The 16,402-nt window shown below is 44.9% G+C and carries 12 protein-coding genes; 3 read left to right on the plus strand and 9 right to left on the minus strand.

The genetic code is table 11. The annotated features are described in order from the left end of the window. Window positions 1–26: 26 nt before the first annotated feature. A complete protein-coding gene (locus tag AACS92_RS07905) occupies window positions 27–6,038 on the minus strand; it encodes a type I polyketide synthase (protein WP_099108474.1) in 6,012 nt (2,003 codons plus the stop codon). Between the two features lie 187 nt (window positions 6,039–6,225). Continuing rightward, window positions 6,226–7,224 (minus strand): DUF6347 domain-containing protein, encoded by a 999-nt coding sequence (locus AACS92_RS07910; RefSeq protein ID WP_099108420.1) that lies wholly within the window; start codon window positions 7,222–7,224, stop codon window positions 6,226–6,228. A gap of 540 nt (window positions 7,225–7,764) precedes the next feature. Between AACS92_RS07910 and AACS92_RS07915 the strand changes: the two genes are divergently transcribed. Continuing rightward, on the plus strand, window positions 7,765–7,959 hold the full coding sequence (locus AACS92_RS07915) for a hypothetical protein (protein ID WP_099108421.1): 195 nt from the start codon (window positions 7,765–7,767) through the stop codon (window positions 7,957–7,959). Between the two features lie 19 nt (window positions 7,960–7,978). Here the strand turns inward: AACS92_RS07915 and yfcD are convergent, their stop codons facing one another. After that, a complete protein-coding gene (yfcD, locus tag AACS92_RS07920; protein WP_099108422.1) occupies window positions 7,979–8,497 on the minus strand; it encodes an NUDIX hydrolase YfcD in 519 nt (172 codons plus the stop codon). Window positions 8,498–8,623: 126 nt separating this feature from the next. On the opposite strand from yfcD, the gene AACS92_RS07925 reads away from it, so the two are divergent. Together AACS92_RS07925 and AACS92_RS07930 are read left to right on the plus strand one after the other, a co-directional pair. Next, the gene (locus AACS92_RS07925) at window positions 8,624–9,241 is read left to right on the plus strand and encodes a glutathione binding-like protein (RefSeq protein ID WP_099108423.1); all 618 of its coding nucleotides are present in this window, start codon (window positions 8,624–8,626) and stop codon (window positions 9,239–9,241) included. 362 nt (window positions 9,242–9,603) lie between these two features. Then, window positions 9,604–10,518 carry a TIGR01777 family oxidoreductase gene (locus tag AACS92_RS07930; protein WP_099108424.1) on the plus strand — a complete coding sequence of 305 codons (915 nt, stop codon included), beginning with the start codon at window positions 9,604–9,606 and terminating at the stop codon, window positions 10,516–10,518. Between the two features lie 26 nt (window positions 10,519–10,544). Here the strand turns inward: AACS92_RS07930 and AACS92_RS07935 are convergent, their stop codons facing one another. The 6 genes from AACS92_RS07935 to accD form a co-directional block, all read right to left on the minus strand. Further along, complete coding sequence (locus AACS92_RS07935) at window positions 10,545–11,129, minus strand: UbiX family flavin prenyltransferase (protein ID WP_099108425.1); 585 nt, start codon at window positions 11,127–11,129, stop codon at window positions 10,545–10,547. A gap of 45 nt (window positions 11,130–11,174) precedes the next feature. Further along, window positions 11,175–12,692, minus strand: coding sequence for an amidophosphoribosyltransferase (gene purF, locus AACS92_RS07940; RefSeq protein WP_099108426.1), 1,518 nt, complete (start codon window positions 12,690–12,692; stop codon window positions 11,175–11,177). 32 nt (window positions 12,693–12,724) lie between these two features. After that, window positions 12,725–13,213, minus strand: a complete 489-nt coding sequence (gene cvpA / locus AACS92_RS07945; protein ID WP_099108427.1) for a colicin V production protein — start codon at window positions 13,211–13,213, stop codon at window positions 12,725–12,727. A 201-nt stretch (window positions 13,214–13,414) separates the two neighbouring features. Beyond that, window positions 13,415–14,107 (minus strand): cell division protein DedD, encoded by a 693-nt coding sequence (gene dedD, locus AACS92_RS07950; RefSeq protein ID WP_099108428.1) that lies wholly within the window; start codon window positions 14,105–14,107, stop codon window positions 13,415–13,417. Next, window positions 14,097–15,395: a bifunctional tetrahydrofolate synthase/dihydrofolate synthase gene (gene folC / locus AACS92_RS07955; RefSeq protein ID WP_099108429.1), complete on the minus strand. Its 1,299-nt coding sequence runs from the start codon at window positions 15,393–15,395 to the stop codon at window positions 14,097–14,099. The genes dedD and folC overlap by 11 nt, the downstream gene beginning before the upstream one ends. Beyond that, the gene (gene accD / locus AACS92_RS07960; protein ID WP_099108430.1) at window positions 15,388–16,332 is read right to left on the minus strand and encodes an acetyl-CoA carboxylase, carboxyltransferase subunit beta; all 945 of its coding nucleotides are present in this window, start codon (window positions 16,330–16,332) and stop codon (window positions 15,388–15,390) included. The genes folC and accD overlap by 8 nt, the downstream gene beginning before the upstream one ends. Window positions 16,333–16,402: the final 70 nt, after the last annotated feature.

The raw sequence follows: 16,402 nt of genomic DNA on the forward strand, positions 1-16,402 counted from the left end.
GACGCACCTTGAAATCCGTTAAAGTATCATGGTGTCATTTTTTTCGGGGCCATATACATTCTTCCACCAATAGTAATCTGGCGTGTGCGGGAGTCGCAGAACTCACGGACAAAACGCTGTATTCCTTCTTCAAGTGGGATAATCACCATGTTCTGAGCTTTATAGGCCCGCTTAAGCACATCGCTGACCATACCACCATCCCACGGCCCCCAGTTCACCGAACGAATTATCTGTTTGTTTTTGTTCCAAAATGACAGGTAAGCAAATTTATTCAGTATTTCATTCGCCAGCGAGTAATCCGTCTGCCCAGCATTACCAAAAAATCCGGCAACGGATGAAAACAGGATGATATGGCGCAAAGATGTGCAATCTATTGCGCGACACACATTTTCAAGTCCCCTCACTTTGGCATGAAAAACTGAATGTAGATCGGCCAGCGTTTTCTTTTCGATCCGCTTATCCGCCAGATTACCGGCACCGTGAATCAACCCCGTTATCTGACCGAATTGCTGCTGTGCTTTCTCCAGTGCAGTTTTCACTTGTTCCGGCACAGTAATATCACAATGCAGATATATCACCCGTGCCCCCGCCTGCCTGATCGCCTGTAATGTGGCATTAATCTCATCAATATGGATCAGGCGGCTTAGCATGTTATTCACTTTAACCGGTGTCGGCTGAATACCTTGTTCCTGAAGGTAATCAATGGCTGCGGCTTTACGTTCAGACAGGGTTGTTTTACCTGCTGACCATGCCGGCAGCGGTGCGGTAATATCAGTACGCCCGAGCAGGATAAACGCCGCCTGACTCTGTTTTGCCAGTTCAGTAATACAGTGTGCAGTTATGCCACGGGCACCTCCGGTGACAACCAGAACATCGCGGGTGCTGACCTGCATCTCGGGCGTCACTGATAGTACTTTTTCTTCCTTCAGTGATAATGTCATGCGTTCATTATTCATGCCACGCCCGATTTCGCCTATCTCAGTCCGGCTATCCTGAAGTTCTTCCATCACTATTTTTGCCACATCGCTGTCTTTGATTCTGGTATCAATGTCTACTGTCCGGCAGAAAACATTAACCCATTCAATGTTCAGCGATTTTGTCAGCCCGGTGATACCCGCAGAAACGACAGGTAAGTACTCACGGCCGGAGGTCAGCAGTTCACCATCCCCCCGCATAATCACCATGAAATACCCCGATCTTTTCCCATCACCGGTAAGACTCCCCTGCAGGCGTTTAGCCAGCAGAAAAGTTGTCTCAACTGAACGATAATCCTGCTCACTGAATACATCAGTCAGCCCCTTAACTTGCTGTTTGACCGCCTGCAAATAGATAACGCCGTCAATAGGGCCATGTTGCTGTTCAATATCTGTCAGGGCAGCATCCAGGAGCGATTCATCGTTCATTGACGCCTGATCCCGCCTCAGTGACATAATGACGACTCTCTGGCCCTGCGTTTTCAGTGACTCAGCAATACTATTCATACAAGTATTCGCACAAGTATCCGCACAGGTCGAACCGGCTGTTTCTTCATCGACGATCAGCCAGCATTTCGGGGATGCAAAAACATCCTGCAAACGCTCCGGCATCGGCAATGCCTGTTTCACCACGGCAAAACGCGAAACAGGCGAGGCAGCAAAAGGATCTTTTTCAGTTTCTTTGTTCGGTGCTTCTTTATTCAATACAGCGTGATGATTCAGTACAGGCTGAACCGCAGAGGTCTCTATCCGTTGCGATTCAGCCAACTGCTTTTTTACATTGGCACTCGCAGATGATGTCGTTGATGTAACGAATCCCAGGGAACGTAATTTATCTGATTTCTCGCCTCTGTCCGCCACCATTTCTTTCATTTCTTTCTGCTGTTTTTCAGCAGGATGGTTTTCTGTCAGTGATGGAGATTGCGCTGATCCCGAACCATTCTCCCTGCTGTATAAGGCATTAATCGCTTCATCGACCATCTCCCTGAAGAAGCTACTCATTCTGGCGATAGTACTCAGTGAATCGACTTCGAAGTTTTCCAAGTCTTTATTTCTTGATGTTTCACCGTACAACTCCAGATTTGCCGAGAAGGCATCAAACATTGCGCCAAAAATTTCCAGCCGTTTGATGGAGTCGATCCCCAAATCGGCTTCCAGATCCATTTCCGGGCTGATCATATCTTGCGGATAACCCGTTCTTTCACTGACGATATTCACAAGTTGGCTGATAATGTTTTCTTCGGTGATCTGATCAAGACGCCTGACCAGCTTTTCTATTTCCGGAGTGAGTTTCTGTGTTTTTACTTTGATTTCAACCGGCTCCGGCTCTGGTTTAACAGGCTCATTGGCAGGTTCGGAAGCAGCCATCGATATCATCGGCGCAACCGGCATTTCCTCGGTTTCAGGCATTTCCGGCACGACTGGGCGTACAGCTACAATCTCTTCCATTTTTTCTGCTGAATGGATGTTTGTCACTGCTGTCGAAATTGGTTCCACAGGTTTAACCGGAGCAGAGTATTCAACAGCAGGCGATGTCACATGGCTCACCGATGGTGATGACTTAGGCGAGGATGGCATAGACGATAATGACATAGCAGAAGTTACCTGTCCGGACTGGAACAGACTCTGCTGAGTCATGAAATAACGCTCGTGGTTGGTATGATACAGTTCAAGATTTTTATCCAACAATTGAACACTCTGACTCAGGCTGGAGAGCATCACAGGCAGATTCTGATGATCCCGGCAGGTTTCCATCAAACTGTATTGTTTTTCCAATAACATACTCAGCAACTGAATATATTCTTTCTGATTTGTCTGGAATTGCTGATGTAGTTGGCTCATCACTTGCTGGGCCTGCAACAGTTCATTTAGTGTGTCGGCATTCAGGCTTTCACTTATTTTATTATTCTGTTCCATAGGGTTATCTCGTTTTTGAATAATTGTCAGTACGTTCTGTCGGATAAATTCGGCTGAAACGGGCTGGTTATGCTCTACCATTTTTTCGGTTTCAATCTCGGTTTCAATCTCGCTTTTAAGATCACTTTCAGCGATAACTTCGACTCTACTTTCAACTTCATAAACAGGGGGACTTTCAATTTCTGCCTGTACAGGCAAAGATCCTGCGATAAACCGCTCAACAACAGCATGGTCGCCAACACGTAAGGCGTGCTGACGCCGGGCTTTATTTTTCTCAGACAAGAAGAAACCGCCACTTAATCTGAATGTCAGACGCCTGTTCTTTTCTTCTTCCACAGGCTGAATACGGACATACCGGTTGATATCCCGCAGTTTTACACCTTCTGCCAATAACCGGGCCTGAACACGGGCTAGCTGTAATCTCTCCTCCCCTTTATCGGTGGGGTTAGTTGAAATCACAGTGTGCTCCCGATTTTTCAGAATATCGGATACGAGTTTGCCCAGAACACCTTTTGGCCCAAACTCAACAAATAAACGCCCTCCTTGTTGGTAAATTGCTTCTATGGTCTGGCGGAATTGGACGGGTTTTATCAGCTGCTCTGCCAGTAATTCTTTGATCAACTGAGGTGAGCGGCTATAAGGTTCTGCCGTTGCACTGGAAAATAACCGGCACTCCGGTGACTGGAAGTTAATATCCGCCAGATATTCACGATAAGGCTGATAAGCGGGCTGGATAAACCGGGTATGGAAAGCGGCAGATACCGGCAGAATACGGCAATGAATGCCTTGTTTTTTCAATTCATTATGCAGCTGATTAATCTGAGCAGTATCTCCTCCGAAGACGACCTGCTGTTCAGAGTTATCATTGGCAATAATAACGCCTGTATAACGGTGGAGTATTTCTCCACGCCGGTCATGGGGTAATGATGCCGCCAGCATCGCACCGGCATCAGAACCTGTGCCACAAAGCTGATGCGCTGATGCGGCGGCTCTGCCTCTGGCAAGGGAAACCCGATGAAAATCTTTATCGGAAAGAACGCCCGCTGCCCAAAGTGCCGTTACCTCACCATAGCTGTGACCAGCCACAAAATCAGGCCTGAATCCCATATTTCCCAATATATTGAAATAACCTGCACTGACTGCACCCAATGCAGGCTGAGCATTAGCGGTATCTGTCAGCCGCTGCTGCTGTCCGGCATATTCTTCATCTGAGAAAGCCGGAACAGGGTAAATGATCGGGGATAATTCGTGACCTGATTCACTGACGGCAACATCATCCAGTACTTCCAGTACCTGACGCATTTCAGGGTAATCATTGGCAATATCCCGCGCCATATTGACATATTGCGAACCCTGCCCCGGAAACAGGGCAACGATTCTGCCATCCAGCATTTTCCCTTCAGGCTGATAATAGATCCCGTGAGGGTGCTCCCAGCCTTCTGTGCTGTTTTTCTGTAATTGCCTGATCGCAGTAGAAAGCAGTTCCACCGTTTGTTCTAGCGACTGAGAAACGAACAGTATTCTGGCCTGATGCCGCTGTAAATTATCAATATCCTGTTGTTCAAGATGCCGGCGGATGGCATTTTCCGCTGAATTACGGGTAAAGAGGGATAATGTGGCTTCACACTGCGTAAGTAATTCAGCGGGGTTTTCCCCTTTAAGCAGCACAACCCAGGGGGATTCATTCAGCCGATAACGGCCATTTGCCTGTTTCTCATATTCTTCCAGAATGGCATGAAAGTTAGTTCCGCCGAAACCAAATGCGCTCAGTGCCGCCCGGCGGGGCGCATTTCTGACTGAACGTAGCCACGGTCTGGATTCACTGTTGACATAGAACGGACTGCTTTCCGACATTAGCAAATCTGTCGGTTTTTCCACATTAATTGTTGGTGGTAATACCTTATGGTGTAATGCCAGTGCCACTTTGATCATAGAAGCAGCGCCAGCGGCGCAACGGGTATGACCAATTTGGGATTTGATACTGCCGATTGCCACCGATTTCGGCGGAAGCTGAAATTCCCCAAAGACTGCGTGCAAACTCTTGAGTTCAGTATCATCGCCGGAGGCTGTGCCGGTGCCATGTGCTTCAACGAGCTGAATATCAGCCGGCATAATACCTGCACTGGCATAAGCCCGTTTCAGTGCTTTTACCTGCCCTTCTAGACGGGGTGCAAAAATACTCTTTGCACGGCCATCACTGGAAGCTTCAACGGATTTGATGACTGCATAGATTTTGTCGCCATCCAGCTCTGCATCTTCAAGGCGTTTTAACACCAGCATTCCCACACCATCCCCCAGCATCATGCCATCAGCACTCTGATCGAAGGGGCGGGATACGTTATTTCTCGATAAGGCGGGGGTTTTACTGAAACACAGGAAAGAAAAAATGGAGTTTTCCAGATTGACGCCGCCCGTCAAGACAGCATCACAGCTACCGGAATGTAATTCCCCGATAGCGGCCTTGATTGCGGCAAGACTGCTGGCACAAGCGGCATCCACCATATAGGATGTCCCGCCAAGATCAAAATAACTGGCGATCCTGCCGCAAGCCACATTCCCCAAAAATCCCGGAAAACTGTCTTCGTTCCATTCCAGATACATTCCGTGTGCACGTTCAATAATTTCATCCGCGACTTCTTCGGAAAGACCTGCCTTTGTCATGATTTCACGCAAATAAGGTGCCTGTTGGCGGGCAGCCAGCGAAAATGATGTATTGCCGTTGCCACCACCGCCTAAAATCACACCAATACGATCACGGTCAGTTTTACTGTTTTGCTGATCCAGCAAGCCAGCATCCTGCATTGCCTGTTTAGCCACATACAAGGCAAATAACTGAGCAGTACTGAGTGAATCGAGAATTGCAGGAGGAATTTTGAATTCTACCGGATCAAAATCAATCGCAGGCACAAAGCCAGCTCGATGACCATAAGTTTTATCAGTAGCTGTCGGGTCTGGATGGTAAAAGTCTTCTTTTTTCCAATATTCTTCTTTTGACATCTCCGTGATATCGATCAGAGAATCCTTTTTGCCTATGATGTTTTCCCAGAATTGATATAAATTCGGGGCATCAGGGAAATGAGTTGCCATCCCGACAATCGCAATATCTCCATTAATTTTTCTGTCATGCAAAAAATATGTCCTGGACATACATCCCTCGCGTTCTGAATAAAGCAATCCCGTATCCAGCGCATATTTCATGCACTGTATTGAGTGTTTTCACTGCTATCAGGAACACCATTCTCAATCTATTGAGTATATTTTAGAATATGTATTCAAATACCCGCAGCCAAAATAGATTAGCAAGATATTCTGACAAAAATATTAATTAAACTTTTTAGGATAACGTTTTTGATCTTCCTCTTAATAACCCCGCTAATGCACCCGCTACAGCAGCTGCTGCGCCGGCAATTGTTTCAATAACTATGATTTGTATCAGAGAAAAATGCTCAATCGATAAAAACTTAGACGCAATAAAAATTAATGTTATGACAGCACCACTGAAGATATGAATGAGAAAATACATTGAGTATTCATCAAGCTTATCATCTTTTTCAAAATGTAATAAATTTGCTTTGATATCGAGGATAGCTTGTTTTTGTGTTACATAAGCTATCCATAGAGAAATAATATAAGATGTTCCGCCTGCACTGAAGGCTACCATTGAAACGGTAATTACATCGGTAAAATTACCACTTTCGGCACGAAAATAACCATATGCTAATAAACCTGCAATCGCAGCACCAATAATTGCCCAAGGTAAAAAATAACTAAATATTATATGAGAATCACTGTCTTCTTTTTTTACTTCACCTTTTTTAGCGGAGAATAGTTGGCCATACAGTTCAATAGCGTAATGTTTAAGTCTGGATACAATGAAACAACTTGAAAGTGAAATCAATAAAAAACTGCCAATTAATGCTAACCAAATATTTAATTGTGACGAAATAGAAATACTCTGTAATAAAAAACAAAATGGCAGGATCAGTATAATATAAAACATAAAGGCATAGAGGGTAATCAGTCCCCATAAACGATAAACACTGCCATTCTTGTTTATCAGGACGCCTGACTTTTTAACATTATTTGATAGAGTCTTATGACTATATTTATCCGGAGCAGATTTGACATTATCAAATATAATCTCAAAAGAAACTGTAACAATCGAAACTAAAGGATAAATGATAAGATAAACACTGGCCGAAGGCGCTTCTCCCTGTAAACCACACAGGAAAAAATAAATTCCGCCAATAATGGTGACATCAATAAAGGTACGCACAATGGCATTGTAAAAATCGGCCATTGTCAGATTTTTTTCGTGATTCAATGAAGCCATAACATTCCCCTAATGAATCCAACCTAAAAGACGAAGCCTATATTAAGTATATTTATTATTTTGTTCATTATAAATTTTATAACGTTTGTCGCTATAAAGATAAACGACTAACGTTTTACGTAACAGGGTATTGGTATACCTTTAATCCATTGTTGTTTCAATTTAAAAAATTACTTTAATCTAAGTAAAATCAAAAGTTATTCTTTAAAAACAAACAAATAACACCATTTCGACACAAAAAAAGATTAATTAATATGTGATAGATAAAAAATATCAGGAGGAGATGGTAAATAAAACATGACTTAATGAATGGAAATAAAAAACATCTGGCTTTCTCGCTAAACTGTTAAAGGAAAGATTAAAAGATATAGATAAAACCTGAGAAAAAACATTATCAGATAAAACCATGAGTTATAATTCAGCATTTAAAATAAGATTTTTTGTTTATCAAATATGATCCTTAGGGCTTTCTGATGATATTGACTTTCTATATAAAAACGGAACAGCTATTCTTCTGTTATCACATTTCTTGCGGGCAGTATGCCGTTTTGGAATGGTTTTAATATAATTGGTCACTTTGAAGGTTTTGGAAAAGGCACAACAGACGGAGAAAGTGCTGGTACAGAGTTACTGGGAATAATATGTTGCACTCCTGCCGGTATTCAGCGGGAGTTGACATCAGATTTTGCTAACCAGAATGAAGCGTTATGGCTCCATTCTGCTTATAGGCAATGAAAAGGGAATATTTATTGGATCAGGATAGATCTTTATTACGTGACAGCCACAGAGAAAGAGCTTTCAAAGAATCTGGCGTAAATTCATCACATCGGGCGGTAATTTCTTCAGGTGATAACCAGTAAACCGCAGAAACCTCTTCTTCCTGTAATGCGAATGGCCCGCGGCTGACACAACTGAACAAGCCTCCCCATATACGGCAAATGTCTTCTTCGTAATAGAAGATGCCATGTTCAGCAAAAGGAATTCCCGCAATTCCCAGTTCTTCCTCTGCTTCACGACGGGCTGATTCAAGCAGATGCTCTCCCATCGTTACTACTCCACCAGCAGTTGCATCCAGTTTGCCGGGGTAAAAATCTTTTGTTTCTGTACGGTGCTGAACCAGAATTTTCCCCATGCCATCATGTACAACGATATAAGTTGCCCGATGCCTCAGGTTTTGATTACGCATTTGCTCACGGGTTGCCTGCGCGATGACTTCATTTTCTTCATTGACAATATCAACCCACTCAATATCTACTGATTTTTCTTGAGTCATCTTCAAACCTTTACTAAATAATATATATGCCGACTTTTGCTTCGGTGGAATTTTACAGCCAAACAGGAACAATGGTAATGTAATAAATCTAACATTAATCCTAACGTTATTATTACTAGAGGTTATATGATAGACCTATACTATGCTCCTACGCCTAATGGCCATAAAATTGCGCTGTTTCTTGAAGAGGTGGGCCTCCCTTATACGATTTATCCAATCGATATAAGCGCCAATGAACAGTTCACTCCAGAGTTTCTCGCCATTTCACCCAATAATAAAATTCCTGCTATTGTCGACCATCAACCTGCCGACGGAGGAGAACCTTTATCGCTCTTCGAATCAGGTGCTATTTTGCTCTATTTGGCCGAAAAAACCGGAAAACTATTGAGCCAGAATGAACGGGAACGTATCCGGCAGTTGCAATGGCTATTCTGGCAGGTTGGAGGATTCGGCCCGATGCTCGGGCAAAATCATCACTTTAACCGCTATGCGCCTGAAGTTGTTCCCTACGCAATAAATCGCTATGTAACAGAAACTCAGCGGCTATACAAAGTACTGAATACCCAGCTGGAAAAAACACCTTTTCTCGGCGGCAATGAATACAGTATCGCGGATATTGCCACTTATCCGTGGGCGCATAGCTATGAATATCAAAAAATTAATTTGCAGGATTATCCCGCTGTAGAAAAATGGTTAGAAAAAATCAGCCAGCGTCCTGCTACGCAGGCCGTCTACAATAAGTAAGCTCTCCAAACTGATTTTTTGCTAGCTGCACTTCCCCCGGTAACATCACTTACGCTATCGGGGGCTAATGAAAGGCTCCTGCCTTTCACCTAAGGCCAGCCTTTGGCTGGTCAAATTTGTTCCCAACAAACTTGTCGCTTCTTTGTCGCTGTGAAGTTGCCCGAAATATACCGGGCCTAATTATTTATCCACGTGAATTTTTCATCTGAAAACTTGATGCCGATAGCAGATAACAGCATATCTCGCTGCTGCATACATCATCCCTTGCTATAGTTACTTTACGTTTTTCAGGATACCGCCTAGTTGGTGTGCCTGAGAGATCCCTGATATACCCGCTTTTGCTTTGTTCACAAGGAGTGGTTATGCATATTTTAGTTACAGGGGGAACTGGACTGATAGGCCGACGGTTAGTCTATCAATTACTTTCACTCTCCCACTCCATCACTGTTCTGAGCCGGTCTCCACAAAAAGTTTATTCTTTATTCAGTGATCAGGTGGAATGCTGGACAACATTGAATGACCGGAACACTCTGGATGGCTTTGATGCAGTTATCAATCTTGCCGGTGAGCCTATCGTAGATAAGCGATGGACACCAAAACAAAAAGATAAACTCTGCCAGAGCCGCTGGGAACTGACCGAAAAATTAAGTGCACTGATAAAAGCAGGTGAGTCTCCTCCTTCTGTTTTTATTTCCGGTTCAGCCGTCGGCTATTATGGCGATCAAGGGCAGTCCGTTGTATCAGAAGATGAGCCTCCCCATGATGAGTTTTCCCACCAACTCTGTGAACGCTGGGAAAAATTGGCCTTACAGGCTAACAGTGAAAAAACCCGGGTATGTTTGCTGAGGACAGGTATTGTGCTGGCAAGTCAGGGAGGTGCTCTTAGTAAAATGCTGCCTATGTTCCGTTTAGGGCTTGGGGGAGCTATAGGGGATGGTAGGCAATATATGCCGTGGATCCATATTGATGATATGGTCAATGGCATTTACTATCTGCTGATCTCTCCTGAGTTGGAGGGCCCTTTCAATATGACCGCGCCCTATCCTGTTCATAATGATCAGTTCAGCGCAATACTGGCAAAAGTACTGCATCGCCCTGCTGTATTCCGAATCCCTGCTTTTGTATTAAAAATAGTTATGGGAGAAGCCGCAGCATTGGTATTAGGCGGGCAACAGGCGATACCGAAGCGGCTGGAAGAAGCCGGATTCGGCTTCCGCTATTTTGAATTAGAAGAAGCCCTAAAACATTTACTGACGGAAAACGTCAGGCAGTACTGAACGCTGACGTTTTAAATACTGATACGTTAAATATTGACAGGTTTTGCTCCCTGCCAGCGATTAAATAGATCTTCTGGCAGGTCGATATCAAACTGATCAAGCACACGGTTGACTGTCTGGTCGACAATATCCTGAACAGATTCAGGCCGATGATAAAATGCGGGTACTGGCGGCATAATTACTGCCCCTATTTCAGCGGCCTGAGTCATTAACCTTAAATGCCCCAAATGTAATGGTGTTTCTCTGACCCCCAGCACCAGTTTACGCCCCTCTTTCAAAACAACATCAGCAGCACGGGTGATTAGGCCATCCGTATAGCTATGCACAATGCCCGATAATGTTTTGATGGAACAAGGTAAGATCACCATCCCTGATGTCTTAAATGATCCCGAAGAGATAGAGGCGGCAATGTCACGGTTATCGTGTACCACATCAGCAAGGGACTGCACTTCACGCAAAGTGTAGTCTGTCTCCAGTGCCAGTGTTTGCCGGGCTGACTGGCTGATTATCAGATGTGTTTCAATGCCCTCTACAGGTTGTAAGACCTGTAGTAGCCGAATACCATAAATCGCACCACTTGCCCCTGTCAGACCGACGATCAGTTTTTTCATGCGCTCCTCAGTAATACCGGAAATAACTCAATGATAGGAATGTTATTATCCTTCATTATAGATTTCCAGACTCTCGATTTCGCTCTGTCCCTGTAATTTCATGGCATCATCTTTACGCAGGTTTTCCAGATAATCGAGATAAGTCTGATCAATATCTTTCGTGACATAGATACCGTCAAAAACTGAACATTCAAATTTTTCAATATCCGGGTTTTCTTCATGCATCGCCGTGATTAAATCAGAAAGATCCTGATATATCAGAGCATCAGCACCAATCAACTGGCGAATTTCATTAACTTCACGACCATGCGCTATCAATTCATTAGCATTTGGCATGTCTATCCCGTAGACATTCGGGAAGCGGACTTCAGGAGCAGCCGAAGCAAAATAGACTTTCTTAGCGCCAGCTTCCCGGGCCAGTTCCACAATTTGCTCCGAAGTTGTACCACGGACAATAGAATCATCCACCAGTAAAACGTTTTTGCCACGGAATTCAGCACGGTTGGCGTTCAGTTTACGCCGGACTGATTTTCGGCGTTCATGCTGGCCGGGCATAATGAAGGTACGCCCGACATAACGGTTTTTAACAAACCCCTGACGATAAGGTTTATCCAGAATATGGGCGATTTCCAGTGCTATATCACAGGAAGTTTCAGGAATAGGGATAACAACGTCTATTTGTAAATCTTCCCATTCACGAGCTATTTTTTCCCCTAATTTTCTTCCCATCCGTAACCGGGCGTTATAAACGGAAATTTTATCTATAAAGGAATCTGGTCGGGCAAGGTAAACAAATTCGAACAGACAGGGAGTTAATGAGGGGGTTTCTGCACACTGGCGAGTAAATAATTGCCCCTGTTCAGTAATATAAATAGCCTCACCTGAAGCGACATCCCGCAGGAACTCAAACCCTAAGGTATCCAGTGCCACACTTTCCGATGCCACCATATATTCACTGCGGCCATCTGCCAGTGTACGTTTCCCTAATACCAGAGGCCGAATCCCGTTCGGATCACGGAAAGCCACTAAACCATGCCCGATAATCATCGCGACACAGGCATAAGCTCCCCGGATTTTCCGGTGCATTGCCGCAATTGCCGCAAAAATATCATCAGGCTCTAATGGGAAATGCGGAAATTGAGTTAACTCATCAGCAAAAATATTCAGCAGGATTTCAGAATCAGACGTTGTGTTGACATGGCGACGGGCATTTTCAAACAGACTTTTTTTCAGTTCCGGTGCGTTTGTCAGATTGCCGTTATGTGCCAATGTGATACCAAAAGGTGAGTTCACATAAAAAGGCTGGGCTTCAGAAGCGCTGGAACTGCCCGCTGTCGGGTAACGGACATGCCCAATTCCGATTGTTCCTTGTAAACGTAACATGTGTTTTGTTTCAAACACATCTTTAACCAAACCATTGGCCTTACGTAAACGGAATTCATTGTTACCATCAATAGTCGCAATACCTGCTGCATCCTGTCCACGGTGCTGAAGCACCGTCAATGCATCATAAATCGACTGGTTAACCGATGTAAAACCAACGATACCAACAATACCGCACATGTAGTCTTTCCTCATCAGTCAGGCGGAGAAGGCTATTTCTCCGGTAGGAAACTCGACGCGTTTTGCAGGTAGTCAAAAAACCACCTGATAATTTGACTGAACTGAGGGATCAACTGCGACTGTTTCCAGTCCGCACTTTGGGGAAGCGGAGTAAATGAGTCTGCAATAAACAAAATGGCAGAAACGATTAATACACCACGCAACGCCCCGAAACAGATCCCCAGAACCCGATCAGTACCTGATAAGCCTGTTCGCTGAACAAGTGAACCAATCACATAATTTACTACTGCACCAACAATCAGTGTTGCAATGAATAAAATAGCAATCGCTACCCCATTGCGCACCAGCTCATCTCCAAGACGGGTAAAATAAACCGCCAGGTAAGTATAGAAGTGGCTTGCAACAAAGAAAGCACATCCCCAAGTGATCAGTGAAAGTGCCTCACGAACAAAGCCTCTAATCAGGCTGACCAGTGCAGAGAAACCAATAATGGCAATAATTGTATAATCTATCCAGACCATATTTTAATCCAAAACAGGCTCCCGACTTTCAGGTCGGGCGCATTCTAACAGAAAACGAAAACGTTTGCGTAGCAGATTTATCACTCTGCTATTAAAAATAATTTAAGGAACCGTTCATATCTGCCTGTACAAGCTATGTGCATTATGAAGGGTTCCAGATCTTTCACGGCGGGTTTTAGCCCAGCATGTAACAGCATGATGTTATGGCGTGTAATTTTTAATTTGCCCCTGTAAGCCGGTTAATTCTCTCAGTTCAGGCAAAATAGACCCCAAAGCCTGTTTTGATGCATTCGGCCCGACATAAATACGGGTTAACTGGCCTTGTACTGCTGAAGAAGGAACCGTATAGACCTGATGCCCTGAAAGACGTAGCCTAGCCACAATTTCATTCACTTTATCCGCATTTTTTAATGCCCCAAGCTGCACAACATAAGCAACGGCCTGCGGTGCCTGTTCAGCAGCACGGGGTTTCACTTCCGGCTGGCTTTCAGTGCGATTCTCTACCTTAACCTGCGGTTTGGTTTCTGTTTTAGGAACAACAGAAAGATCAGGTTTTACCTGTTCTCCGGTGTCTCTTGCCGTTGCTGCCGGTGGCTCAGATACTGATTCCGGGGCTGAAGAGTCGAAAAATGTATCCGTATCTTGCTGCGGCTCCTGAACTTGTGTCTGCATCGCCTCTGCAGCCCCTTCCGGAGGTGCAGACGGCATACTTTGTGTCAGTGGCGGAATCGAATCAATATTCTCTTCATCACCCGGCTTAGGCACTAATGGTATAGAAGCGAATTTTTCCTCATTGTATTTCTTATCGCCGTCCAGCAGCATCGGCAGCACGATGACACTCAGTGCCACAAGAACGATGGTTCCGACTAAGCGATTTTGAAATTTACTTGCCACGTCCCTTTATCTCCTCCAATGACTCCATAACATGAGCGACCGTATGGAAAGAACCACAGACCACGATAATATCCTGCTCTGATGCCTCTTCCATAGCCTGATGCCATGCCTGTTCAACGTCCGGGAATATCCGGGCATCAGGTAGGTGTTCAGCCAGCACAGCCGCTTCTGCACCACGAAATTCATGTAGTGATGCACAATACCATTCGTCAATTTGCCCGCTAAGACAGACCAGCGTTCCCGCGATGTCTTTATCCTGCAACATGCCGACAACACCCCGTACCTTACTGCCCGGTAAACGGGATAACTCCGCCAGTTTTTGTGCCAGATATCCGGCTGCATGGGGATTATGTGCCACATCCAGAATGATACGCGGCTTTTCTCCTATGATTTGAAAACGCCCCGGTAACTGGGCACGCTTCAAGCCATCATGAATAGCCTGTTCATTAATCGCCTGACTGACTTTATCATTCTGCTGTAACAGACAATGAATGACGCCCAGTGCAGTTGCAGCATTAGCTAATGGCAGGTTAGGGATCGGCAACGAGTTAAATTGTCTATCGACTGTGCGCCAGTGCCAGCTCTCTTTTTCTTGGGCAAAATCCCAGTCTTTACCCCGGCAGAATAATTTTGCTCCCAGTTCATCGGCAACATCAGCAATGGAGTGAGGCATATCCGGCTCGCCAACGACAGCAAAGTGCCCATGACGGAAAATACCCGCTTTTTCGCGCCCGATATGTTCACGATCCGCGCCAAGCCAATCCGTATGATCCAGTGCAATGCTGGTAACAGCGGCAATATCTGCATCGACAATATTAGTGGCATCCAGACGACCACCCAGCCCTACTTCGAGGATCACAACGTCAAGATCAGCTTCTTTGAAGAGCTGCAATGCCGCCAGTGTTCCATATTCAAAATAGGTTAAGGAGATATCACCACGCTGAGATTCAATACCGGCAAATACACGGCAAAAATCCTGCTCTGTCGGTTCATTACCCTGAATACGTACCCGCTCGGTATAGCGCACCAGATGTGGAGAGCTGTAAACGCCGACTTTCAGGCCCGCAGCCAGAAAAATGGATTCAAGGGTATGACAGGTTGTGCCCTTACCATTGGTACCGGATACTGTAATGACTTTAGGGGCCGGATGTAATAAATCCAGTTTATCGGCAAGCGTACCGATACGCTCAAGCCCCATATCAATCGCTTTCGAGTGCAGGTTTCCAAGGTAGGAAAGCCACATCGTCAGTGACGATGTGGCTTGAGGAATTTGTAAAGTATCAGACATCTTCTTTATTAGGGTTGATGTTTATGTCAACTTCGACGTCAGCAGGTTCGGCAACAATTTCTGTTACTTCTTTTTTCGCGTCGGGATGTGGCTGATTAGTCAGCATGGCAAGCATACTGGCAATTCTTTCTCTCATTTCCGGACGGCGCATGATCATATCAATCGCACCTTTTTCCAACAGGAATTCACTGCGCTGGAAACCTTCCGGTAATTTCTCACGTACGGTCTGCTCGATAACCCGTGGGCCAGCAAAACCGATCAATGCCTTAGGCTCCGCAATATTGATGTCACCCAACATACCCATACTTGCAGTCACACCACCAAACGTCGGGTTAGTCAGAACACAAATATAAGGTAAGCCACGATCCTGCATTTTCGCTAATGCAGCACTGGTTTTTGCCATCTGCATCAGTGACATCAGTGATTCCTGCATACGTGCTCCACCGCTGGAGACAAAGCAGATAAACGGGCAGTTATCTTCCAGTGCCTGTTCAACGCCACGCACAAAACGAGCGCCGACAACCGAACCCATTGAACCGCCCATAAAGTTAAACTCAGATGCGCCCGCTACAACCGGCATATCATGTAACAAGCCTTTCATAACGACTAGGGCATCTTTTTCCTGAGTCTGCTTCTGAGCTGCTGCCAGGCGATCTTTATATTTTTTGATATCGCGGAATTTCAGGATATCTTTAGGCTCTAATTCGCTGCCTAACTCTGTTGTACTTCCCTCATCCAAAAATGACTGCAAACGCTGACGGGCAGAAATTTTCATATGGTGGTCACATCTTGGACACACTTCGAGGTTACGCTCTAATTCAGCGCGATAAAGCACCTGACTGCAACTGTCGCATTTAGTCCAAACTCCTTCAGGGATATTTGCCTTGCGAGTTTGCATGATTTTGCTTTTGTTTAGAATCTTTTCAATCCAGCTCATTAATGAACCTTTCCGTCTGATTCTGGCCTATAACGTGGGCTGCATTTCCTCGGTATAAGCCAGCTTTTGT

Origin of the sequence: Xenorhabdus sp. KJ12.1, from assembly GCF_963876495.1 — a bacterium.
Lineage (GTDB): Bacteria > Pseudomonadota > Gammaproteobacteria > Enterobacterales > Enterobacteriaceae > Xenorhabdus > Xenorhabdus stockiae.